The sequence below is a fragment of the Azoarcus olearius genome (assembly GCF_001682385.1).
In the GTDB taxonomy this organism is placed as follows: domain Bacteria; phylum Pseudomonadota; class Gammaproteobacteria; order Burkholderiales; family Rhodocyclaceae; genus Azoarcus; species Azoarcus olearius.
On sequence record NZ_CP016210.1, the window covers coordinates 2,146,696 to 2,168,223 of the forward strand.

General features: G+C 66.1%; 19 protein-coding genes and 1 tRNA gene. 10 read left to right on the forward strand and 10 right to left on the reverse strand.

Annotation, left to right across the window (positions count from 1 at the left end; all coding sequences use genetic code 11):
- Positions 1-115: 115 nt before the first annotated feature.
- The 6 genes from dqs_RS20765 (at position 116) to dqs_RS09935 (ending at position 4,513) form a co-directional block, all read left to right on the forward strand.
- Positions 116-1,333 (forward strand): virulence factor TspB C-terminal domain-related protein, encoded by a 1,218-nt coding sequence (locus dqs_RS20765; protein ID WP_169823513.1) that lies wholly within the window; start codon positions 116-118, stop codon positions 1,331-1,333.
- Positions 1,330-1,605 carry a DUF2523 family protein gene (locus dqs_RS09920; RefSeq protein WP_065340369.1) on the forward strand — a complete coding sequence of 92 codons (276 nt, stop codon included), beginning with the start codon at positions 1,330-1,332 and terminating at the stop codon, positions 1,603-1,605. Before dqs_RS20765 ends, dqs_RS09920 begins: the two co-directional genes overlap by 4 nt.
- On the forward strand, positions 1,602-2,696 hold the full coding sequence (locus dqs_RS09925) for a zonular occludens toxin family protein (RefSeq protein WP_065340370.1): 1,095 nt from the start codon (positions 1,602-1,604) through the stop codon (positions 2,694-2,696). Before dqs_RS09920 ends, dqs_RS09925 begins: the two co-directional genes overlap by 4 nt.
- Positions 2,697-3,048: 352 nt before the next feature.
- Positions 3,049-3,339, forward strand: a complete 291-nt coding sequence (locus dqs_RS20770; protein ID WP_157108176.1) for a hypothetical protein — start codon at positions 3,049-3,051, stop codon at positions 3,337-3,339.
- A 343-nt stretch (positions 3,340-3,682) separates the two neighbouring features.
- Complete coding sequence (locus dqs_RS09930; protein WP_065340371.1) at positions 3,683-4,345, forward strand: pseudouridine synthase; 663 nt, start codon at positions 3,683-3,685, stop codon at positions 4,343-4,345.
- A gap of 83 nt (positions 4,346-4,428) precedes the next feature.
- Positions 4,429-4,513, forward strand: a tRNA-Leu gene (locus tag dqs_RS09935).
- Positions 4,514-5,720: 1,207 nt separating this feature from the next.
- Here dqs_RS09935 and dqs_RS20775 read toward each other — a convergent pair.
- The 7 genes from dqs_RS20775 to rfbB form a co-directional block, all read right to left on the reverse strand.
- Positions 5,721-6,926, reverse strand: coding sequence for a hypothetical protein (locus dqs_RS20775; RefSeq protein WP_157108177.1), 1,206 nt, complete (start codon positions 6,924-6,926; stop codon positions 5,721-5,723).
- Positions 6,927-7,035: 109 nt separating this feature from the next.
- Positions 7,036-7,533 carry a hypothetical protein gene (locus dqs_RS09945; protein WP_065340373.1) on the reverse strand — a complete coding sequence of 166 codons (498 nt, stop codon included), beginning with the start codon at positions 7,531-7,533 and terminating at the stop codon, positions 7,036-7,038.
- The gene (locus tag dqs_RS09950; RefSeq protein WP_065340374.1) at positions 7,523-7,837 is read right to left on the reverse strand and encodes a RuvC family protein; all 315 of its coding nucleotides are present in this window, start codon (positions 7,835-7,837) and stop codon (positions 7,523-7,525) included. Before dqs_RS09950 ends, dqs_RS09945 begins: the two co-directional genes overlap by 11 nt.
- A gap of 865 nt (positions 7,838-8,702) precedes the next feature.
- The gene (gene rfbC, locus dqs_RS09960) at positions 8,703-9,248 is read right to left on the reverse strand and encodes a dTDP-4-dehydrorhamnose 3,5-epimerase (RefSeq protein WP_065340376.1); all 546 of its coding nucleotides are present in this window, start codon (positions 9,246-9,248) and stop codon (positions 8,703-8,705) included.
- A complete protein-coding gene (gene rfbA / locus dqs_RS09965) occupies positions 9,248-10,132 on the reverse strand; it encodes a glucose-1-phosphate thymidylyltransferase RfbA (RefSeq protein WP_065340377.1) in 885 nt (294 codons plus the stop codon). The genes rfbC and rfbA overlap by 1 nt, the downstream gene beginning before the upstream one ends.
- 11 nt (positions 10,133-10,143) lie before the next feature.
- The gene (rfbD, locus tag dqs_RS09970) at positions 10,144-11,034 is read right to left on the reverse strand and encodes a dTDP-4-dehydrorhamnose reductase (RefSeq protein ID WP_065340378.1); all 891 of its coding nucleotides are present in this window, start codon (positions 11,032-11,034) and stop codon (positions 10,144-10,146) included.
- The gene (gene rfbB, locus dqs_RS09975) at positions 11,031-12,107 is read right to left on the reverse strand and encodes a dTDP-glucose 4,6-dehydratase (RefSeq protein WP_065340379.1); all 1,077 of its coding nucleotides are present in this window, start codon (positions 12,105-12,107) and stop codon (positions 11,031-11,033) included. Before rfbB ends, rfbD begins: the two co-directional genes overlap by 4 nt.
- 228 nt (positions 12,108-12,335) lie before the next feature.
- Here rfbB and dqs_RS09980 point away from each other — a divergent pair, with 228 nt between their 5' ends.
- Both dqs_RS09980 and dqs_RS20935 read left to right on the forward strand, forming a co-directional pair.
- Positions 12,336-13,259, forward strand: a complete 924-nt coding sequence (locus dqs_RS09980; RefSeq protein WP_084018410.1) for an ABC transporter substrate-binding protein — start codon at positions 12,336-12,338, stop codon at positions 13,257-13,259.
- The gene (locus tag dqs_RS20935; RefSeq protein WP_011765612.1) at positions 13,256-15,328 is read left to right on the forward strand and encodes a diguanylate cyclase; all 2,073 of its coding nucleotides are present in this window, start codon (positions 13,256-13,258) and stop codon (positions 15,326-15,328) included. The genes dqs_RS09980 and dqs_RS20935 overlap by 4 nt, the downstream gene beginning before the upstream one ends.
- Before the next feature lie 6 nt (positions 15,329-15,334).
- On the opposite strand, the gene dqs_RS09990 is transcribed toward dqs_RS20935, so the two are convergent.
- Genes dqs_RS09990 through dqs_RS10000 form a run of 3 tightly spaced genes read right to left on the reverse strand, consistent with a single transcriptional unit; the run spans position 15,335 to position 19,655 of the window.
- Entirely contained in the window at positions 15,335-16,468 is a 1,134-nt protein-coding gene (locus dqs_RS09990) for a lipocalin-like domain-containing protein (RefSeq protein WP_065340381.1), read from the reverse strand.
- Positions 16,468-18,981 (reverse strand): ABC transporter permease, encoded by a 2,514-nt coding sequence (locus tag dqs_RS09995; protein WP_065340382.1) that lies wholly within the window; start codon positions 18,979-18,981, stop codon positions 16,468-16,470. The genes dqs_RS09990 and dqs_RS09995 overlap by 1 nt, the downstream gene beginning before the upstream one ends.
- On the reverse strand, positions 18,978-19,655 hold the full coding sequence (locus dqs_RS10000; protein WP_065340383.1) for an ABC transporter ATP-binding protein: 678 nt from the start codon (positions 19,653-19,655) through the stop codon (positions 18,978-18,980). Before dqs_RS10000 ends, dqs_RS09995 begins: the two co-directional genes overlap by 4 nt.
- 92 nt (positions 19,656-19,747) lie before the next feature.
- On the opposite strand from dqs_RS10000, the gene hpnC reads away from it, so the two are divergent.
- Both hpnC and hpnD read left to right on the forward strand, forming a co-directional pair.
- The gene (gene hpnC / locus dqs_RS10005; RefSeq protein WP_065340384.1) at positions 19,748-20,593 is read left to right on the forward strand and encodes a squalene synthase HpnC; all 846 of its coding nucleotides are present in this window, start codon (positions 19,748-19,750) and stop codon (positions 20,591-20,593) included.
- Positions 20,594-20,693: 100 nt separating this feature from the next.
- Positions 20,694-21,527 carry a presqualene diphosphate synthase HpnD gene (gene hpnD, locus dqs_RS10010; protein WP_011765617.1) on the forward strand — a complete coding sequence of 278 codons (834 nt, stop codon included), beginning with the start codon at positions 20,694-20,696 and terminating at the stop codon, positions 21,525-21,527.
- Position 21,528: the final 1 nt, after the last annotated feature.

Genomic DNA, 21,528 nt, shown 5'->3' on the forward strand with positions numbered 1-21,528 from the left:
TCTTGAGCAGCCGTGGCGGCCAGGCGATCCTGCGAATTTCGGTGGGGTTGATCGTACGGGTTCTAGCGGGTTCAAGCTCGGTGGTATAGAGATTCCGATCAATTCGAAAAGTCAGATGACGGCCGGCAAGATTGCTAAGGGCGCCGTGGGCGTCGCCAAGGCGTTGGGGCCAGGCGTTGTTTCTGCGATTGTCATCGATCTGGTTTGGGACGAAGTTTCGAAACGTTGGTTGGTGCCGCAAGAGGCGGACGCGGACAAGAAATACGATCTCGCCTTTACGGGCGTTGGAACCATCTCGGAGACGGATAAGTACCAGCGCGCTTTGCGGGATTACACGGTTGCGCGGCTTACCGGAACGGTGATTTCAGTCGATAACGTCAATGAGCAGACGGCAACGATTACCGCGATGGTTTCGGGTCCGGGGCCGACTCTCTATTCATCTCTGAACGGGGTGAATTACACATGGACCTCGCAGGTGTCCGGCCCTACGCCTGCTGGCGCTTTTTGTGGGGCGAGGACGTCGGGGTCCGCTCCTGCGCCGTCCTGTTCTGTGACGGCGGTATTTACGCGATCGCCGGACCCTTACACGATATCGGTCGGGGTCGGTACGAACTGGTCCTCTGGCGATTTGAGTTGTCCTGCAGGCTATATCCGGTCTCAAGGCACGTGCATTCCGGAGACGCGCACGGCGACGGACTCGGAGATTGAAACGTCGATTCGGGACGGTCTGCTATCGACGCCGCAGGGCGCTCCTGACGTTGCTCGGAGGACGTGGGACGGGGGCGGCGTGATCGAGGAGACAGCCCCGGTTGCTTCGGGTCCCGCATCCGTACCGGGTCCATCCACGACCACCACGAATTCGTCTCCGTCCGGTGTCACGACGGTTGTCAATAACACGACATACAACATTACCTACAGCCAGAACACGGTAACGATCACTCAGACGGATACGCAGACGAAGACGAATCCGGACGGCTCGACCGAGACCACGACGACGACGACGGCGCCAGCGCCGGGTCAGGTTCCGGCGGAGCCGGAAGAGGAAAAGAATCCTTGCGAGGAAAATCCGGACGCGTCTGCTTGTGAAGAGCTTGGCGATCCGCAAGACGATGCGGAGTTGGGCAGTGACGAGCGGGAAGTTTCGTGGTCGCAAGAGGGCGGTGCAAGCGGAAGCTGTCCGTCTCCAAAGACGTTTTCACACGCGGGTCAGACCTTCACTTTGACTTGGGACCCGGTTTGCCAGCTGGCTACCTCAATGCGGCCTATCGTTCTTATTCTCGCCTCTCTCGGTGCTTTGCTGTTCATCTTCTACGTTTCGGGGAAAGCCTCATGAGTTGGGCTTCATTCATCAGTGCGGGTGTTGGCATTTGGGCCAAAAAAGCCGCCGTGTCTCTCGGGGTGGGGTTCGTTACCTTCGTGGGTTTTCAGGCCGTCAAGGATCAGCTCTCGAACCTGATTCAAAACGCGTGGGGTGGCCTTCCCGGCGACGTGTATGCAGTCCTCGCCCTCGGGGGATTTGTCGATGGCGTCGGCATCTGGCTCGGCGCCGTTACTACCGCGATATCGCTGGTTACCATTAAGCGCCTCGGAGTTTTGCAGTCATGATCACGCTCATTACCGGGACTCCCGGCGCGGGCAAGACGGCGTACGCCATTGCCCAGCTTTATGAGTTCGTCCAATCCGAGAAGGCGAGGGCTGAGCGCACTGGCGAGCCGCCTCGGCCGGTGTTCGTCATGGGGGTTCCGGACCTGATGATCGAGCACGAGGTCGCTCCTCCCGTGTCTCAGTGGGCTACGCTTGTGCCTTCGGAGGAGGACCCGGAGCTTGAGGAGGCGGTTTTCACCTTCCCGGATGGCGCGTTGGTTTTCATAGACGAGGCCCAGAAGGTCTATCGCCCTCGGGCCTCGGGCAGCAAGGTTCCGCCGCACGTGGCCGCTTTCGAAAAGCACCGTCACAAGGGTTTGGATTTCTGGCTTGTCACCCAGTCGGAGACTCTGATCGATAAGAATGTCCGCGAGCTAGTCGGGAAGCATATTCATCTTCGTTCGATGTGGTCGGGTCGCAAGCTCTACGAGTGGCCGGAAACCACGGATGCTAGCAGCCGGACCAACAGGGACGCCGCGACGACTCGCAGTTACAAACTCCCGAAGCACGTGTTCGGCCTCTATAAGTCGGCTTCGCTTCACGTCAAGCAGTCTCGGCGGATGCCTTGGCAGCTGGGATTGGTCGTCGGAGCTTTGGGCCTTGTCGCGTGGCTGGGGTCGAATGCCTATAGCCGCGTCACGGATGCGATCGGTGGTAATGTCGCGCCCCCGCAGGTCGAGCAGTACCCGAAGGCGAAAAGCCAAGAGTCGTCATCGGTGACACGTTCGACGGTGCAAGGCACCGGGGTAGGGGCCGTCACGCCGGCGGACTTCGAGCCGAGGATTCGCACTCGCCCGGAAACGGCACCGATCTATGATCCGATCAGACAGGTGAAGGCAATGCCCGTCGTGGCCGGCTGCGTTTCGATGCGTGATCAGTGCAAGTGCTACACCCAGCAGGGCACCGATGCGTTTATCGAGCCGGCAGCATGCAGGGAGTTGATCCGTAACCCGCCCTTCAACCCTTGGCACGATCCCGGACATTCGACGGCCACGGCGCCGGGCACGCCGGCGGGGCCGTCGAATGCGTCTCTCCTTGCTGCTGTCGAATGAGCATCAACGCTATTCGGGATTGATCGGATCACATCAATCACCTGCCTGCTGCAGACCAAATCCGGCAGGGCAGCAATCATAGGATGGACCCGGCAGGGCCGGCTTGAGCCGTTTGGCTGGCCCCGGAGGGGACGGGCAAAGGGTGATTTAGCCGGGGCTGGTCCGGTCGCTTTTCCGGGCCAGCATCCAGCCCGTTCCCTCTGTTCGATCACTTTCCCGGCGACTTGGCCGAATGGTGTAGATGGTCCAGTTCCTTTCATCTTTTCACGGCCAGCGGCCGCTTTGTGACGGTCATCACACGGCGCCTTTCTCCGCACTCCATAGAATCCATCTCTTTGTTCCGGGGTATGCAATGGAGATGCTTCTTATTTTTTTGGTGATCGCAGCCGGTGTGGGTCTGCTCCATTTCTTCACCCGTAATCGCACGCCGAAGCCCGGTCCTTGGGACATCCCAAAGGGTTTCAAGCCCGCTTCATCTTCTACGCCTTGTCGCGAACCCGATGAACTCGACCGCGCTTGTTACCACGACGCACCTTTGGTTTCCCGGCTTGTAGCTTTTGAGCGGGAGCGCGCCCCGAGCATTTCGGAGCCCGAGGCCCGCCGCCGTGCGCTTGAACGTCTCTACCGTGACAGGGCTTCGTGATGCCTGAATGGTCTGTCAATCTGCGTCATCTGTACTGGCGGTTGCGGATGACGCGCCCGGCATCTCGGCCAACTGCTTCCACCTGGTATCGTCGGATCAGAAAAGAAAAAGCCCGCCTGAGAGCGGCGGGCGTTGATCCGTTCGACCTTCACGCGGTTTGCAGGTATCTGCGCAATCCTAAGCTGGGGTCGTTGCCACCGCGATTGCGACGTGCCTCCTGAACCACTCGCGCGCACGTCGAAGTTTACATAATACAAATTATGGCAGTATCGGGTTTTGATCAGCAAATCGCGAAATGTCCCGGAACGGCTATCCTTGCCCGTCTTCAACCATTCCCACCCCGATGTCGAATCCGGTCTATCTCCCTCCGCCTGAGCATCCCCTTCAGTATTTGCACATCGATCCGCACTTCGTGGTCGTAAGCAAGCCGTCCGGTTTGCTGTCCGTGCCGGGGCGTGGCGCAGAGAAACAGGATTGTCTGTGGCGTCGCGTCGTCCACGACTTTCCCGATGCGCTGATCGTGCATCGGCTGGATATGGAGACGTCCGGGCTGATGGTGCTCGCGCGAGACGCGGATACGCACCGGCGCTTGAGCGGTTTGTTTCAGGATCGGTTGGTGGAAAAGCGTTACGTCGCGATGATCGACGGCTTGCCGACGTCCGACAGCGGGCAGATTGACCTGCCACTGCTCACCGATTGGCCCAACCGGCCCCGGCAAAAGATTGACTTCGACGCTGGAAAACCGTCGCTAACGCGTTTTGAGGTGATTGCGCGGTACGGGGATCGCGGGGTGTCGCGCATCGCGCTGATGCCGGAGACCGGACGTTCGCATCAACTGCGCGTCCACATGCTCGCCCTGGGCCACCCCATCCTGGGAGATGCGCTCTACGCGCCGCCCTCAGCGCAGGCCCAGGCGGAACGCTTGCTGCTGCATGCCGAATTCCTGGCGTTTGGGCATCCTCACTCGGGCGAACGCGTGGCGTGCGAATGTCCAGCCCCGTTCTAGTCGGTCAAGGCGCGCCGTGCGACAGCCGTTTGATGTCTTCCACGGCTATAATCACGCGCTCGGCGCGCGGCGCGCGTCGAACCGCGAGGGTGGCGGAATTGGTAGACGCACTGGATTTAGGTTCCAGCGCCGCAAGGCGTGAGAGTTCGAGTCTCTTCCCTCGCACCACTGGCTTTCAGCCGGTTATCCACACTCGCCCGCGCTCTACAATTCTCAGCTTGCTCTACAAAATTCAGAGCGCCCGTTGGGCACAACACCCCTAGCCTGCCTACACCGACTGCGCTAACCTGTAATTTTATACAGTAATGCGCGGGTATGAAGGTCCGTCTGGTCCGCCTGAACATCGACGGCGTTCGTCGCTCACGCGACGAGTGCCGCTCGGACCCCGGGGTGTTCGGAACCTTGATCATTGACGGCTGGGTCGTGGGGAATGCCGAGCACCAACCGCTGAAGACGGCGAAGCTCTGGCACTGGTATCCGCGCGGTGGCGGACGATCACGCCGGCCGCAACGTCGGACGCTTGTTCAATCGCCTCCTGAATCAGCGCCGCCGGTTTCTGCGGTGATTCGTGCGCTGATGCGCGACCCGCTCTTGAACGTCGATTGCAGCAATCTTCGACTTGGCCCGCTGGCGGATCGCCTCACCGAGGTTCCGTTACCATGCACCAGGCGTAGCGGCGGCGAAAGCGCGCGTCCGCGGTGTGCGGGATCGGACCGGCGAACCAGCGGGATCGGCGGACGGCGAAGAAGTCGCGCGACCGCGCGAACCACAACCATATCGCCATAAGGATGCAGTTGAGCACCCGGTCTCGTACCAACCGCGCCGGCACGGTGATGCCCCAGTTCAAGCGCCGGGCGAACTCCCCGCCCCACCACGACACCGGAACAGCCGGAAAGGCGCTAAGCAGCCGTCCTAATCGGACATCGGCGTAGGCGGGTTGCGACGGCACTCGCCTCCATCCTGGTCGTCCCGGCTGAAGAAGCGGCAACCGCCGCAGTTGTCGTCGTCGGCTTCGATCATGGCAATGCCCTTCGTCGAGTCGGGATCCGGCTGCGGGATGAACTCGCCTCTCGGCGCTGTCGGGCCTCTCATCCCAACCGGACGGAATCACCTCCTCTCAGGGTGACGCATCCGAGGGCGCCGCGGCGAAGCGGGCACCGAAAAGCAAACGCCCGCCTGGGCGAACCATGACGGGCGTTGCGAAAACTGAGGGCGAGCGAAGCCACCGAAAATCCGGGCGAATGATCCTCGCCGGAGGGTGCAGATTGTTGTTATTCGATGGCCGGTCGTCTTAAAGAGAGGTCGCCTAAGCGGACAGATGAATCCTACAATACCGGCGTTATGCCTTTTGCCTAATGGATCAGTTGCCGGTAAATCATGAGCCCGGGACAGGCGGCGGCAATGCTTTCAGGGGGATGGGCAGATTGAACAGCCCTGGCGGCTGCAGGGGGGTGCCCCCTTGGACCTGCCTGTTACGCACCCCAAGCGCTGGCCCTGCTCCGCCAGCTTGAGCGGCCGCTGCCGTCACGCCGGCAGTGCCCCCGACGACGCTTAGCCATGATTCTCTTTCGGCGTCGGAGAGCCCGCCGGCGTTCAGCTTTGTCAGTGCAAGAGCGAATAGCTGGTCATATCGACGATCATGGTCTCTAGTCCGCTGGAAATGATAGTTGCAGGCAGCGAAGACCTCTGCGCTACCGTCCCCCGGTTTTCCCCAGCGATTGTAGAACTCAAGGCACATCGCCCCCATATCGTCGACATTCAATATCGAGAGCACGATTCCTTCTACCGCGCTTGAAACGGCTACTCCAGGGTCGCCTTGCGCCCCTCCTGTCGTCTGGTAAAGCGCTCCTGCCGCGCTGCCACCCAACATCACCCCCCTTGCTTCACGAATCGCTGCTTCGAGGAGCCCCTTGTCCGCTTCCAGACGCTTTAGCTTTCCCTCGCGCAGATCCTTTTCGGCCGCGGTTTCCCCAGATGGCGCGGCGGAGAGTCCAGCAATGTCCGTTTCAACTCTGCCCAGTTCTGCGCGGTACGCCTCAATCGACTTAGATAGGGACAGCTTTGCTTCCGTCGAGATCACTGCACCCGGGGAGCGGATCGTTCCCGTAAGCTGCTCGATTGCCATGATCGCTACCATGTAGCGCTGATGCCGACGGCTATGAAGTTCAAACTGGCCCTTGGAGATTGCTCCGTTCAGGTACGCCTCGCACAAGCGATACATTTGGTCCCGCATCGCCTGGATACTCTGAGTTCGCAGTCCGATAAAGGCGGCACCCTCCTGGGTTGCAATTCCAAGCCCCCCGCCACTTCCAGTTGGTGACTGTCCTTCTGCTGCAATCTCGACCGCGGCTGCGGACATGGCGTCCGGGCTGGGCTCAGCACATATCACGGTAGCGCCATTCCCGTCGTCAGCGTGCCCGTTACCACTTCGTTTTCCCTGAATGATGGCGCGCTGCTTCACATCCACCATTACCCCCGAGTTGTCTCTGAAATCCATGGAACGATAGGCGGTATTCCATTGCGCGCACCCGCTAGACCCCACGGCAACCGCTAATGCAGCACCCAAAGCAAGCACCTTCATGACATCCTCCCTCTGTGGTTATGGCCTTGTATTTGAGGTATTAGACGGGCAGCCCCTTTGCTTCAAGAACTATTTTCCGGGTGGCATAACCGACAGGAATTTCCTCTTTCTACTCCACCTCCGCCCTCACCCGCATCTTCCGGCGCACCCGCTGCCCGACCGTCTGCCGGCGCTGCTCCATCAGGTACAGCACCTCCCGGATCTCGCGCTGGTTCTTGACCGGCAGCGGAGCGCGCCCTGTGCCGCCGCACTTGTCGCACGGGCGCACGCGCTCCGCCTTCCCGACCTGGTCGCGGTCGAGTCCGAGCATCCCTCTCCCCTTGCAGCACCCGCACGCCGGCTTGAGGTAGTGCCGCAGCGCGCCCTCGGCGATGCGACGCACCTTGATCGGGGTGAGCACCCACGCGCGGCGCTGGCCGATGTGGCGGACCAACTCGACCGTTGCCTTGAATGCCTCGTAGGCCGCCCCCGCACCTTGGCGGTTATGCGTGCCGGCCATCCCGAGCGCGCCCACGTAGTCCACGTCGCATGCCCGCGGCTTGTGGGAAAGGTCGTCGGGGGTCATGGCGGCCGAGAGGCGTTCGAGGGCCGACTTGTCACTGTGCATGCCGGATTCCTGCTCCGTGCCGTGCGATGAATACTGCGTCGGCCAGCGCTTGGCCTTTCCCCTTCAGATCGAACCTGCGCTCGCCCGGGTAAATCTGCGCCGCCCGGGTGTGCGCCGCGTCCTTGCCCTTGCCCACCAGCCCTTGGGACTTCTTCCAGGCCGCCGGCGGCACCAGCGTGATCGGGATCTGCAGCGCCGCGGCGACGCCTTCGACGATCCCGGCCGAGTTACCGAACCTGGCCGACTTGCCGCAGGCCTGCGTGGTACGGACGTAGGTGTCCCGCCCGACGAGATGGGTTTGCATGTTCGTTCCAGTGTGGTGACGCTCGACGATATCGCCTATGCCCTCCCCAACCTGATCAAGTTCTTCAGCGCGCCGGCCGCCGCTCCGCTGGACCAGGTCGAGCCCGTGCACATAACGCAATACTTGGCGTGGCGTTTAAAGACGACGAGAGCCGCGAAGGCCGAAGCGAACGAGAAGCGGATCAAGGAGGGGAGGAAGCCGCTGGCCGTTCCGCACAATGCCGGGGCGGTGCGCGCGAATCGCAAGGTTGCGGGGCTATCCGCCGGGTGGAACTGGGGGCGTTCTAACGGCCTCACGCGCGCCATGAATCCGTGCGCCGGGGTGAAGCGGAACAAGGAGTCCGGCCGGGACATCTACGTGGAAGATGACGAGATGCGGCTGCTCATCGAGCACGCCGGCGCGCCGATGCAAGAGGGGATCGAACTCGCCCATCTCGTCGGCCAGCGGCCTTGCGATCTGCGCGCGTTCAGGGAAACCGACGTGTGCGACAACCGTCTCCACGTCACGCAGCAGAAGACGGCTGTCAAACGCCGAATCGAGGTCGTTGGTGCGCTTTCCGACCTCCTGGACCGAATTCGACAGAGGAAGAGCTCCATGCCGGGCTTGCGCAGCCTCTCATTGCTGGTCCCGGAAACCGGTCACCCCCTGACCAAGTCCGCCATGCGGATGCGGTTGGAGAAGGCGGGCGAGGCCGCCGCTCGTGCTGCGCCAACGGAAGAGGCGGCGCAGCGCATCAGGTCGATTCTCTCTTCCCTCGCACCACTGGCTTCATTGCGTCTTCGTCACGGCGCGTCTATCTCTCGTGCCGGAATTGCAGGTAGCGGCGGCTGCGAGGGCATGGTCGCCGCTACTGGCGGCTTCCTGATCAGGGAAAACACTCTGCTTCGGCCAGAAGCTTGCTCGATTGATCCTTCGCTGACAGCAGCGGCGGTTCCGAGATCGGCCACTCGATGCCCAGCGCAGGGTCGTTCCACAGGACGCAACGTTCTGCTTCCGGGGCATAGTAATCGGTGGTCTTGTAGAGAAAGTCCGCGGTATCGCTCAGCACGACGAATCCGTGCCCGAATCCGGGTGGAACCCATAATTGCCGTTGATTTTCGTCGCTCAGTTCCGCGCCGATCCACTTGCCAAACGTCGGCGAACTCCGACGCAGGTCCACGGCCACATCAAACACCCTGCCCCGGGCGACGCGGACGAGTTTTCCCTGGGGTTGGCGGATCTGGTAATGGATTCCACGCAGCACGCCACGGCTGGAGCGGGAGTGGTTGTCCTGGACGAAGGTCAGCGAGAGGCCGGTGAGCGTCTCGAACCGGTTGGCGTTGAAGCTTTCAAGGAAAAAGCCGCGGCTGTCGCCAAACACTTGAGGTTCGAGCAGCAGCACCTCGGGAATCGCGGTGGGAATCACGCGCATCAGAACACCTTGTCTTCGAGCAAACGTTTCAGGTATTGGCCGTAGCCGTTCTTGGCCAGCGGCGCTGCCAGTGCTTCCAGTGCCGCCGAGTCGATCCAGCCGAGCCGCCAGGCGATTTCCTCGGGACAGGCGATCTTCAGCCCCTGCCGCTTCTCGATGGTCTGGATGAACAGGCTGGCTTCCAGCAAGCTCTCGTGGGTACCGGTGTCGAGCCAGGCGTGGCCCCGGCCCATGACCTGCACATCCAGTTCGCCCCAGGCGAGGTACTGCTTGTTGACGTCGGTGATCTCGAGTTCGCCGCGGACGCTGGGCTTCAATGCGCTTGCAACATCGACGACCCGTTCGTCGTAGAAATAGAGACCGGTGACCGCGTAGCGGCTCTTGGGGCGCAGGGGCTTTTCTTCCAGGCTGATGGCGCGCCCCGCCCCGTCGAATTCCACGACGCCATAGCGTTCGGGATCCTGGACCGGGTAGGCGAAGACAACGGCGCCTGTGCTGTGCTCCCCTGCCCTGCGCAGATCATCGGCAAATTCATGGCCGTGGAAGAGGTTGTCGCCCAGCACCAGCGCGGAGGGACCGCCGGCGAGGAAGTCCTTGCCGATGATGAAGGCTTGCGCCAGCCCATCCGGGCTGGGTTGCGTGGCGTAGGACAACTCCAGGCCCCAGCGACTCCCGTCACCGAGCAGTTGCTCGAAGCGCGGTACGTCCTGGGGCGTGGAGATGATCAGGATTTCCCGTATGCCCGCCAGCATCAGCGTGGAGAGCGGGTAGTAGATCATCGGTTTGTCATAAACCGGCAGCAGCTGCTTTGAAACCGCGAGCGTTGCGGGATGCAGGCGTGTGCCGGAGCCTCCGGCGAGGATGATGCCCTTGCGGCGTGCCAATTGAGTGGTCCTTAAAGGGTTTCCTGAAGCATGCGGTCGACCCCGCTGCGCCAGTCAGGCAGGTTGAGGGCGAACGTCGTGCGCAGCAACGCAGTGTCGAGCCGGGAGTTGGCCGGCCGGCGGGCGGGGGTTGGGTAGTCTGCGCTTGCGAGCGGTTCGATGAGGCCGACCTTCAGCGGGTGTCCCAACCGGCGCGCCGTGTCGATGACGTGGCAGGCGTAGCCATGCCAACTGGTCTCGCCCGCCGCGGCGAGGTGATACGTGCCGGAAAGGTCGTTGGCGGACGGGATGCAGGCGCGGATCGTGTGGGCGGTCACATCGGCGATGAGATCGGCACCCGTGGGCGCGCCGATCTGGTCCGCGACCACCTTCAAGGTGTCCCGTTCGGCCGCAAGCCGCAGCATCGTCTTGGCGAAGTTGCCGCCGCGGGCCGCATACACCCAGGACGTGCGGAAAATGAGGTGGCGGCAGCCCGAGGCGCGAATCGCCGTTTCGCCCGCCAGCTTGGTGGTGCCGTAGACCGACAAGGGGGCGACCGGCGCATCTTCGCGCCAGGGGGTGCTGCCGCTGCCATCGAAGACGTAATCGGTGGAGTAATGAACCAGCAGCGCGCCGAGTTGCGTCGCCTGGCGCGCGAGTTCCGCGACGGCATCCGCATTGATCCGCTGCGCGAGCGCGGCGTCCGACTCGGCCTTGTCCACCGCGGTGTATGCCGCCGCGTTAACGATGACCTGCGGCGCTACTGCGCGCACCGTGTCGCCCAGTTCTTCGGGGCGGGAAAGGTCGCCACACAAACCGTCGCTACCGTGCCGGTCCAACGCCAGAACTTCGCCCAAGGGCGCCAGCGCGCGCTGCAGTTCCCATCCAACCTGCCCGTTCTTGCCCAACAGCAGGATCTTCATGCCGTTCCGCCGTTTTGCCGCGACGCGTAGTTTGTGTCGATCCAGTTGCGGTACGCACCGCTCTGGACGTGTTCCACCCATCCGGGGTTTTCGAGGTACCAGGCGATCGTCTTGCGGATACCCGTTTCGAACGTCTCGGCGGGCCGCCAGCCGAGTTCGTTTTCGATCTTGCTGGCGTCGATCGCGTAGCGGCGATCGTGGCCGGGACGGTCCTGCACGAAGGTGATCAGTCGTGCATAGCTACCCGCGGGGTCGGGGCGCATTTCGTCGAGCAGCGCGCAGACGGTATGCACGATGTCGATGTTGCGCTTTTCGTTCCAGCCGCCGACGTTATAGGTTTCACCCAACCGCCCTTGGGCCAGCACGCGCCGGATGGCGCTGCAGTGGTCCTTCACGTACAGCCAGTCGCGCACGTTGAGGCCGTCGCCATACACCGGCAGCGGCCGCCCGGCGAGCGCGTTGACGATCATCAGGGGGATCAGCTTCTCCGGGAAGTGGAACGGGCCGTAGTTGTTGGAGCAGTTGGTGGTGAGCACCGGAAGCCCGTAGGTGTGATACCAGGCGCGTACGAGGTGGTCGGACGCCGCTTTGCTCGCGGAATACGGGCTGTTGGGTTCGAAGGGATGACGTTCGGTGAACGCAGGCGCTTGCGGTCCGAGCGACCCGTAGACCTCGTCGGTGCTGACGTGCAGGAAACGGAATCCGGCGCGCGCGTCCGGGTTCAGCCCGTTCCAGTAGGCGCGCGCGGCTTCGAGCAGGGTGAAGGTGCCCTGGACGTTGGTGCGGATGAATTCCCCGGGACCGTGAATCGACCGGTCGACATGGCTCTCGGCGGCAAAGTGCACGATGGCGCGCGGGCGGTAGGTCTGCAGCAGGCCATCGACCAACTCGCGATCGCAGATGTCGCCGCGCTTGAACACGTGCCGCTCGTCGTCCGCCAGCGAAGCCAGGGTTTCAAGGTTGCCGGCATAGGTGAGCGCGTCGAGGTTGAGAACCGGCTCGCCGGTTTCGGCGATCCAGTCGAGCACGAAATTTCCGCCGATGAAGCCGGCGCCACCTGTGACGAGAATCATGTGGGAGGTCCAGAGGGGCCGCGCAGCGGCAAGCGGCGATTATATCGAATCGTGGAAACTCTCCCGTCAGACAGACGGGTTCGGGGAGCGGCGGTGTTCTAAGCCCGCGAAGTGGGAGGCAAACGTGCACCGCCCTTGTCAATCCGGCCATCTATACCTAGCCTCCCGCCCACGTGTAACAGATAATGTCGCCAAGCCGCCGTCATCCCCGGGGGCGCTCGGACCTTTATGACGACCGGCCTTCTCCGTTTCGCCTTGCTGCTGTGCACCGCCCTGAGCGGGCTGGTGTCGTTGCCCGCGCTCGCGCTCGACGTCGCCGTGGTGCTTGCGCAGTCGGAGGGAACGCCGCGGGCTTTCGCGGATGCCTTGCGCAGCGTGCTGCCGGAGAGCCAACACCGTCTTACGCTGGCAGGCGCCGTGGACGCGGGTCTTAACGAAGCCGCACTCGCACGGGCCGATGTGGTGCTGGCAGCAGGCGTGGCCGCCGCCGAGGCGGTCGCCAGCCGCACCCGGCGCCCCATGCTTGCCGTACTCCTCAGTCGGCAGCAGTTTGCCAATCTCCGCGCCCGCTACCCCACTGCCCCGATGTCCGCCATCGTGCTGGACCAGCCCTTGCGGCGCCAACTCAAGCTGGTGCGCGCGGTGCTGCCCAACGCCACCCGCGTCGGCGTGCTGCTGGGGCCGGAAAGCGGCGCGCTCGAAACCGAGTTGACCGACGCCGCCGCGGGTGAAGGCCTTCAGTTGCGCAGCCAGCAGGTGTTGCAGTCGGGCGACGTACTGGCCGCCGCCGAACGGCTGCTCGACGCCAGTGATGCCTTGCTGGCGATTCCCGATCCGGTCGCGACCAATCCGGCTTCTGCGCGCGCGGTGCTGCTGAGCAGCTACCGCTTCCGCCGGCCGATGCTGGCGTATTCGCAGGCCTATGTTGAAGCCGGCGCGCTCGCGGCCGTGTTCAGCAGCCCGTCCGACGTCGCGCTCGACGTCGCCGACTGGCTGGCGACGCAGGGCGGTGGCAGCGTTTCGCTGCCCGCGGCGCGGTCGCCCTCGCGCTTCGGGGTGGCGGTGAACCGCCAGGTTGCACGTTCGCTCGGGCTCACCGTGGCGGAAGATCTTGCGCTTGTGCGCGCGATTGGCTCGGGAGGTGGGCGATGAAGGTATTCACCGCGCTGTCGCTCAAGCAGCGCCTGCTGATGGTGGTGCTGGTGCCGGCCGCCGTGCTGGCGGCGACGATCTCCGGCCTGCTGTTGATCCGCGACACGCAGGCGCTGGACGACGCGGCCACCGAGCGTGGCATCGCCATCGTCAGCTTTCTCGCTCCCGCGGCGGAGTACGGCGTCATTTCAGGCAACCGCACCAACCTCACCGCCCTCCTCCAGGCCGTGCTGGGCCAGCGGGACGTGGCGGCGGTGGCGATCTACAACCCGGACGGCAGCGTGCTTGCCGTCAGTGGCAAACCGCGGCTGGACGATGTGTCGACGATGCGGCGGACGCACGGACCCACCACGCTCGAACGCGGCGACGACCGTATTTCCTTTGCGGCGCCAGTGCAGCCCACCCCGCTCGTGATCGACGACCTGCCCGGCGGCGATGTCGATGGGACGGCGGCCGCGGGCGGCGGACCGCTGGGATGGGTGTACGTGGAGGTCGATACCCGTTCGCTGATCGAGCGCAAGCGCGACCTGGTGCTTGGCACGCTGGCCATCGTCGTGCTGGGCCTCGCCCTCACCGCGGCCTTCGCGCTGCGTCTCGCGCGGTCGGTCGCAGAGCCCCTGGCCCGGCTGGTCGAGGCCGTCAAGCAGATGGCCGCCGGCAACCTCGAAGTGTCGGTGCCGGACAGCGGGGCCGGCGCGGAACTGCAGGCACTGGAAACCGGCTTCAACGCGATGGCGCGCACCATGGCCGACGCCCACAAGACGCTGCAGGCGAGGGTGGACGAGGCGACGGAACTCCTCGCGCATCAGGCGCTGCACGACCCCTTGACCGGCCTCCCCAATCGCCGCGCCTTCGAGCAGGCGCTGGAAGACGCGGTGACGGCCTCGCGGCGTGCCGGTGACAGCGGCGTGCTGTGTTTCATCGACCTGGACCGCTTCAAGATCGTCAACGACACCTGCGGCCACGCCGCCGGCGATGAACTGCTGCGGCGCATTGCGCGCCTGATCCGCCAGCGCGTCCGGGCCGAGGACCTGATCTGCCGCATCGGCGGTGACGAATTCGCGCTGATCCTGCATGGCTGCGGGCCGGAGGACGCGCACCGGATTGCCGAGAACATCCGCGAAGCCGTCGCGGCCTTCCGCTTTACCTGGGAGGGGCGGCGCTTCTCCGTCGGCGCGAGCATCGGGCTGGTCCGCATCGATGGCTCGCTCGCCACCGCTTCCGACGTTCTCGTGGCGGCGGACCTGGCCTGCTACGCCGCCAAGAAGAGCGGCCGCAACCGGGTGGTGGAGCACGACGACGGTCCGGTCGGCGGTGCGGGCGACAGCGGGGATGCCGCCGTGCAAGCGGTGCAACCGGCCGCCATCCCCTACGATCAGTTGCTGCTCTACACTCAGGCGGTGGTGCCGGTGGGCGATGCCGCCACCGAGAGCTGGAGCGAGATTCTGCTGCGCGTGGTCGGCCCCACTGGAGAAGTCGGTTCGGCCTCCGACCTGCTCGCCCGGCTGGAGCCCGGCCGGCACCTGATCGAACTGGACGAGTGGGTAGCGGCGCAGGTATGCGCCGTGCTGGCTCGGGGCGCGGCGGGCGCCCCCTTGCAGCGGGTCAGCCTCAATCTCAGTCGCAGTGCGGTGCTCGCATCCGGACGTTACGTCGCCCATCTCGAAACCCAGCTCAAGCGCCATACGCTGGATCCGGACCTGGTGGTGCTGGAATTCCCCGCCTCGATGGTGGAGCAGGCGCCGGAGGAGTCGCGCCATCTCGCCCGCGAGGCACGCCGCGTCGGCTGCCGGATCGCGCTCGAGCGCATGGATGGTGGCGCCGTCGCGCTGCTGAAGACCCTGCACCCGGACTACGTCAAGATCAGCCTCAAGCAGTTGGTCGAAACCTACGGGCTGGAGGCCGGCTGCAATCTGGCTCAGGCCTTGTGCGGCATGGCTGCGGCGCTGTCGATCCGGAGCGTGGCGTCCGAGGTGGAAGACGACCTGTTGCGCGACTCGCTGCGCGACTTCGGTTTCGATTTTGCGCAGGGCGCCCTCATCGCCGCCACCACCCCGCTGGAACGCTGACGAACCCTACATGCGCAGACGTTCCGCGTAGCCCGTCATTTCCAGGTAACCGCGCCCCGCCTCGGTATGGTCGCGGTCTTCATCCAACAGACGCACCGCGCCTTCCCAGTACACCGCGCCGGTCGAGCGGCGGCTGTCGAGTTCCTGGTCGTCCAGCAGCGGTTCCAGCCGGAAGCGGCGCTCGCCTTCCGGCAGCGCGAGCACCAGTGACCAGCTCACCGCGTAGTCCGCCCCGGTGCGCGGCGAACGCCAGCGCCGCAGCGGCTGGAAGCGCACGGCGTCGGGCGGCAACGTCCGCGTTCTTCCTTGGGCATTGATCAGCGTCGCCGCCGCCCACAGGTCGCGGCCCTCCGCGTCGCGCATGCGAAACGCCATCAGGCTGCCGCCGTCGGCAAGGTTGATGCCGATCCAGTCCCAGCCGCGCGCTTCCGGCGGCATCAGCGTGCTGGACCATTCGTGGTCGAGCCAGGCATGGCCCTCGACGCGCTGCGTCTGGCCCGCCAGACGGAGCTGTCCGCTCGTCCGCATCTGCGGCCGGCTGTAGTAGTAGCTTGCGTGGCCCGCTTGCGGCGCCTTCCGGCTGTAGCCCTGGTCGCCATTGAGCAGCGGCGGCCCCCCCGGCGAGAAGTCGAGGTCGAAGGCGAAGTCGGCGTCGTCGACCTGCGCGTGGTAGCGCCCGTTGCGCCACGCGAGCGACCAATTGCCGATCCAGGCATGGGTGTGTTCGAGGCTGGCGCCGGCCAGTGGCGGCAGCGCGCGCGCGGAGCGCTCGGCGTGGCGAAGCCGGCCGTGGGCCGGGTCGGCAATCGCGGCATGGGCGAGGATCAACTGGCGCGGCGCGAATCGACTCGGGTTGTCCGCCGCAAGGCCGGTGCCCACGCGGAAGAAGGTCACCTGGAAACCGCGCTCGACACCGTCTTCGCCGCGCAACCAGCCGGTGATGTACCACCACTCGGTACGATAGTCGGGGTGGGCGCCGTGGTCGCGCGGAAAACTGAGTGCCCGGCCGGGCACGACCGGGGTAAAAGGCGCAGCGGTGGCGTGCGGCGGCGCCGGCTCCGCCCGGCTCGGCCCGTTGGCCACCACCGTGGCAAGCGCGGCGCAGATCGCCATGCCGAAAAGGCCCGCACGGACCGCCATCACCAGTCCTCCTTCACCGCCTGCACCGCGGAGTTCTCCATTGCCCGTGCCGCCGCGATCCGGGCCACCAGCGCGGCAAGCATGACCAGCGCAAGCGCAAAACCCGCGAGCGGGGCCAGCGGCAGGTGGAGGTCCATGCTCCAGTGAAAGCTCTGGCGGTTCACCACCTCGATCAGGATCCACGCGATCCCTGCGCCGGCGACCAGCCCCACGAGCACCCCGCAGCAGGCGGTCAGCGTGCCTTCCAGCGCGATCATGCGGCCGACTTCGGCGCGTGTAAGGCCCAGGTGGCGCAGCATGCCGAATTCTCCGCGGCGCGAGGTGGTGAGGGCGGCGAAGGTGGTGGCGACGCCGAACAGGCCGATGACGACCGCCACCGCTTCCATCAGGTAGGTGACGAGGAAGGTGCGGTCGAACACCGCCAGCGTGATGCGCCGCAGCTCCGCCGGCAGCGCGATCTCCAGCGCGCCTGTTCCGAACTGCGCCTGCAAGGCCCCGGCGACGGCCTCGGGGTCGTGGCCCGGCGTGAGACGCAAGGCGAGGTCATTGATCCGACTATCGCCGGTCAGTGCAAGGTAGGCGCTGCGCTCGATGACGATCGCGCCTTGCTGGCGGGCGTAGTCGCGCCAGATGCCGCCCACCACGAAGTCGTGATCCGCGCCAGCGAGCGGCAGCACCATGTGATCGCCCGGACGCTTGCCGTAGCGATCCGCCACCGCCTCGGACAGCCACGCGACCGGCATTGCGCCCGCGTTCGCCGTGCTGCCCGCCACCAGGGGCAGACGCCAGCCGCCTTCAACCGCGCGGGCCATCAGCACCACCGGGGTGCGGTCGGCTTCGAGTCGAAGCTCCACCACGCGCGCGGCGTCGACCGCGGCCACCCCGGGGGTGGCGGCGATGCGCTCAAGCGCGGCGTCGTCGATGTGACCGCTGGCGTTTGCCCCGGATGCGCGCACGTAGAGGTCCGCCGGCAGCACCTGGGTCAGCCAGTCGTCCACCGAAGCGCGAAAGGAGCTGACCATGATCGCCATCGCGGCGGCCAAAGCGACGCTGGCCACGACGCCCGCCCCTGCCACCACCGCCTGCCCGGGCGCCGCGGCAAGGCGCGCCCGCGCCAGCCGCGCCGGCACGCTGGCCGCGGTGCCAAGCAGCGCGGGCAGCCGCCGCGCGCTGGCCGGCAACAGCAGAACCGCGGCGCACAGTGCCGCGAACACGGCGGTATAGCCGCCGAGCGGAATGTCGTTGGCAGGGGGCAGCAGGCTGGCCGCCACGGCGGCGGCCACCAGCCCCAGGATCCACCGGGCGCGCGGCTGCGCCTGCAGGCTCAAGGCGGCTTCGCTCTCGCCCGCGTGCAGCGCCCGCGCCGGCGCAATGCGCGCCGCGGCCCGTGCCGGGAACAGCGTGCCGGCGACACCGGCCAGCACACCGAGCAACAGATACCCGAGCACCAGCGCGCCCTGCCAGCGCAGTTCCGGCACCACACCGCGGAAGTAGCCCGCGCCGAGGTCGCCCCCGAGGTGGCGGAATGCGAGCGCGGTCAGTGCGTAGCCGAGCGCCACGCCGAGCAGGCCGCCGAGCGCGCCGAGCATCGCCCCCTCCAGGATCAGGCCGCGGAACAGCTCGCCCCGCACCAGCCCGAGCGCGCGCAGCAGGGCGAATTCGCGCCGGCGCCGGGACACCGCCAGGAACTGGGTGGAGAACACCAGGAAGCCGCCGGTCAGCAACGCGATCGCCGCCAGCATGGTCAGATTTACCCGGTAGGCGCGCGACAGCGCACCGAGTTCGCCGCTGGCGGCCTCCGGACTGCGCAACTGCACGCCGGCGGGCAGCAGCGGGCGCAGTGCCGCTTCGGCGCGCGCACGGTCCTGCCCCGGAGCCAGCCGCAGGTCGATCCGGCTCAGGCGGCCGATACGGTCGAAGGTCCGCTGCGCGGCGGCGATGTCCATCACGGCCCAGCGTTGGCCACCCTCCGCGCCCGGCACGTCGCCGCGCCAGTGCAGCGTGCGCGTCTGCAGGCCGACCTGCACGGTGATGCGCTCCTGCGCCATCAGGGGCGCGAGCCAGTGGCGGGCGGCGGCGCTGAGAAACAGCGCGTCCTCCTCGAAAGCGGCGAAGCGCTCGCCCTCCCCGGCTGCGCGCGGCAGCAGACGGGGCTGGACCTCGGCCGCGCGGAAGATGTCGATGCCGTGGATCTCGAGGGTCTCGCTGTGACCCGGCAGCTTGGCGCGCACGGTCAGCACCGGACTGGCCGCGGAGATCTCGGGGCGCTGCGCGAGTTCGACATAGAGCGCGTCATCGAAGCCATCCGCCCCGCCCTCCACCTGCAGGTCGGCTTCGCCGGCGAGCTGGCGGCTGCCGCGTCCGAACTCGTCGAGCGCTGCGTCATGGATCAGTTGCACCGCCAGCCCGAGCGCGACGCCAAGCGCGATCGCGAGCAGAGATAGCGCGCTGGCGAGGCGCCGCCGCAGCAGGCTTGCCAGGAACAGCGGCAGAAAGGTCGGGGGCAGCGTCATCGTCGGCGATCAACCGCGGCCAGCCGTCCGTCGCGCAATTCCAGGATGCGGTCGGCGCGGTCGGCGGCGGTGTGGGAGTGCGTGACGACCACGCAGGCCGCCCCGGCCTCGCGGCTGGCCGCCAGCAGCAGTTCCAGCACTTCGCTGGCGTGGGCCGGGTCCAGGTTGCCGGTGGGCTCGTCCGCCAGCAGCACGCGGGGGCGATGGACCAGGGCGCGCGCGATTGCGACCCGCTGCAATTCGCCGCCCGACAGCTGGCGCGGCCAGGCCTCGCTGCGATCGCCGAGGCCCACGCGCTCCAGCATCGCCGCCGCGCGCTGTGCCGCGGCTCGAGCCTCCACCCCCTGCAGCCACAGCGGAACCGCCACGTTGTCGGCGAGCCGTAGATGCGGCAGCACGTGGAAAGCCTGGAACACGAAGCCGACGTGCGCACGGCGCAGGCGGGCGCGGCGGTCGTCGTCCAGCCCTTCCAGGCGCTGGCCGGCCACGACGATTTCTCCGCCGTCATGATCTTCAAGGCCGGCGATGCAGTTGAGCAGCGTCGACTTGCCGCTGCCCGACTCGCCGACGATGGCGACGCATTCGCCCGCGCGCACCTGCAGATCGAGCGCGGCAAACAGCCGCCGCGGCGGCGTGCCCGGCAGGGACTTGTTGAGCTGGGAGACGGCGATCATCGGCGAGCGTGGCGGCGGCGGGTGGCTGTGCGGTTTGGGGGCAGCGACATTCGCTTATACTCCGGGCGCTCCCGCCGCGCCAAGCCGTGCCGATGCCTGTCGAACACTACGAGAATTTCCCCGTCGCCTCCCTGTTGCTGCCCGCCCGCCTGCGCGAGCCGGTGGAGGCGATCTATGCGTTCGCGCGCGGTGCCGACGACGTGGCCGATGAAGGTGATGCGCCCGCGGTGGCGCGCCTGGCGCGGCTCAACGACTACCGCCTCGCCCTCAACGCGATCGGGCGCGGTGAGGACATCGCCCGCAGCGCGGTGGACGGCGAACTGCGGCCCTTGTTCGAGCGCCTCGCGCGCAACGTGCGCCAGTTCGGCCTGCCGCTGCAGTTGTTTCGCGATCTGCTCGATGCCTTCAGCCAGGACGTCGGCAAGACGCGCTACGCCGACTTCGACGAGTTGCTGGATTACTGCCGCCGCTCCGCCAATCCGGTCGGTCGCCTGCTGCTGCATCTGTATGGCGCGGCCACGCCGGACAATCTGCGGATGTCCGACGCGGTCTGCTCCAGCCTGCAGCTGATCAATTTCTGGCAGGACGTTGCGGTGGATTGGCGCAAGGCGCGCATCTACCTGCCGCAGGACAGCCTCAGCCGCTTCGGCGTGACCGAGGCGGACATCGCCGCCGCCTGTTGCGACGAACGCTGGCGCGCGCTGCTCGCGTTCGAGGTCGATCGGGCGCGCCGGCTGATGCTGAGCGGCGCGCCACTGGCCCGCCGCCTGCCCGGTCGCCTCGGCTGGGAACTGCGGCTCGTGGTGCTCGGCGGGCTGCGCATCCTCGAACGCATCGAAGCCGCCGGCTACGACGTGTTCCGCGCGCGTCCGGTGCTGGGCAAGCGCGACTGGGCCATGCTCGCACTGCGCAGCCTGCGCTTCCGGGTCGGTCAGTGAGCGCCGCCTCGGTGGGCGCGCCGGCCCCGTGCTCCGCGCGCCCCTCATCCACCTCCCCCGCCGCTGCCGCCAGCGGTTCCCTTCTTTTCGGAGTGGCGGCTTGAATCCGCACGACTATTGCCAGGACAAGGCCGCCAAGAGCGGCTCCAGCTTCTACTACAGCTTCATGTTCCTGCCGCCGGAGCGGCGCCAGGCGATCACCGCGCTGTACGCCTTCTGCCGTGAAGTGGACGACGTCGTGGACGAATGCCACGACGTCTCGCTTGCGCACATCAAGCTCGATTGGTGGCGGCAGGAGGTCGGCCGCGTGTTCGGCGGCACGCCCACTCATCCGGTAGGGCTGGCGTTGCAGGACGTGACCGCCCGCTTCCGGCTGCCGCAGGCGCGCCTGCTGGAGATCATCGACGGGATGGCGATGGATCTCAGCCAGTCCCGTTACCTCGATTTCAAGGGGCTGCAGCTCTACTGCTACCGCGTCGCCAGCGTGGTGGGGCTGCTCGCGGCCGAGATCTTCGGCTACACCGACCCCCGCACGCTCGACTACGCGCACGACCTCGGGCTGGCTTTCCAGCTCACCAACATCATCCGCGACGTGGGCGAGGATGCCCGCCGCGGCCGCATCTATCTGCCCATCGAAGACCTGCAACGTTTCCAGGTGCCGGCCAACGAGATCCTCGAAGCGCGCCATTCCGACCGCTTCGTGGCCTTGATGGCCTTTCAGGCCGAACGCGCCGAGGGCTACTACCACAGCGCATTCGCAAAGCTGCCCGCGGCCGACCGCAAGAGCCAGCGCCCTGGTCTGGTGATGGCCGCGATCTACCGCGCGCTGCTCGATGAAATCCGCCGCGACGGCTTCAAAGTGCTCGACCGCCGGACCTCGCTGACGCCGCTGCGCAAGGTGTGGCTGGCCGGCTGGACGTGGGTCAAGGGCTGAG

What these genes read in the sequence shown, in the direction of transcription:
- dqs_RS20765 (WP_169823513.1), top strand. Translation starts at nt 116, where the DNA reads ATGACGGCCGGCAAGATTGCTAAGGGCGCCGTGGGCGTCGCCAAGGCG.
- dqs_RS09920 (WP_065340369.1), top strand. Translation starts at nt 1,330, where the DNA reads ATGAGTTGGGCTTCATTCATCAGTGCGGGTGTTGGCATTTGGGCCAAA.
- dqs_RS09925 (WP_065340370.1), top strand. Translation starts at nt 1,602, where the DNA reads ATGATCACGCTCATTACCGGGACTCCCGGCGCGGGCAAGACGGCGTAC.
- dqs_RS20770 (WP_157108176.1), top strand. Translation starts at nt 3,049, where the DNA reads ATGGAGATGCTTCTTATTTTTTTGGTGATCGCAGCCGGTGTGGGTCTG.
- dqs_RS09930 (WP_065340371.1), top strand. Translation starts at nt 3,683, where the DNA reads ATGTCGAATCCGGTCTATCTCCCTCCGCCTGAGCATCCCCTTCAGTAT.
- dqs_RS20775 (WP_157108177.1), bottom strand. Translation starts at nt 6,926, where the DNA reads ATGAAGGTGCTTGCTTTGGGTGCTGCATTAGCGGTTGCCGTGGGGTCT.
- dqs_RS09945 (WP_065340373.1), bottom strand. Translation starts at nt 7,533, where the DNA reads ATGCACAGTGACAAGTCGGCCCTCGAACGCCTCTCGGCCGCCATGACC.
- dqs_RS09950 (WP_065340374.1), bottom strand. Translation starts at nt 7,837, where the DNA reads ATGCAAACCCATCTCGTCGGGCGGGACACCTACGTCCGTACCACGCAG.
- rfbC (WP_065340376.1), bottom strand. Translation starts at nt 9,248, where the DNA reads ATGCGCGTGATTCCCACCGCGATTCCCGAGGTGCTGCTGCTCGAACCT.
- rfbD (WP_065340378.1), bottom strand. Translation starts at nt 11,034, where the DNA reads ATGAAGATCCTGCTGTTGGGCAAGAACGGGCAGGTTGGATGGGAACTG.
- rfbB (WP_065340379.1), bottom strand. Translation starts at nt 12,107, where the DNA reads ATGATTCTCGTCACAGGTGGCGCCGGCTTCATCGGCGGAAATTTCGTG.
- dqs_RS09980 (WP_084018410.1), top strand. Translation starts at nt 12,336, where the DNA reads ATGACGACCGGCCTTCTCCGTTTCGCCTTGCTGCTGTGCACCGCCCTG.
- dqs_RS20935 (WP_011765612.1), top strand. Translation starts at nt 13,256, where the DNA reads ATGAAGGTATTCACCGCGCTGTCGCTCAAGCAGCGCCTGCTGATGGTG.
- dqs_RS09990 (WP_065340381.1), bottom strand. Translation starts at nt 16,468, where the DNA reads ATGGCGGTCCGTGCGGGCCTTTTCGGCATGGCGATCTGCGCCGCGCTT.
- dqs_RS09995 (WP_065340382.1), bottom strand. Translation starts at nt 18,981, where the DNA reads ATGACGCTGCCCCCGACCTTTCTGCCGCTGTTCCTGGCAAGCCTGCTG.
- dqs_RS10000 (WP_065340383.1), bottom strand. Translation starts at nt 19,655, where the DNA reads ATGATCGCCGTCTCCCAGCTCAACAAGTCCCTGCCGGGCACGCCGCCG.
- hpnC (WP_065340384.1), top strand. Translation starts at nt 19,748, where the DNA reads ATGCCTGTCGAACACTACGAGAATTTCCCCGTCGCCTCCCTGTTGCTG.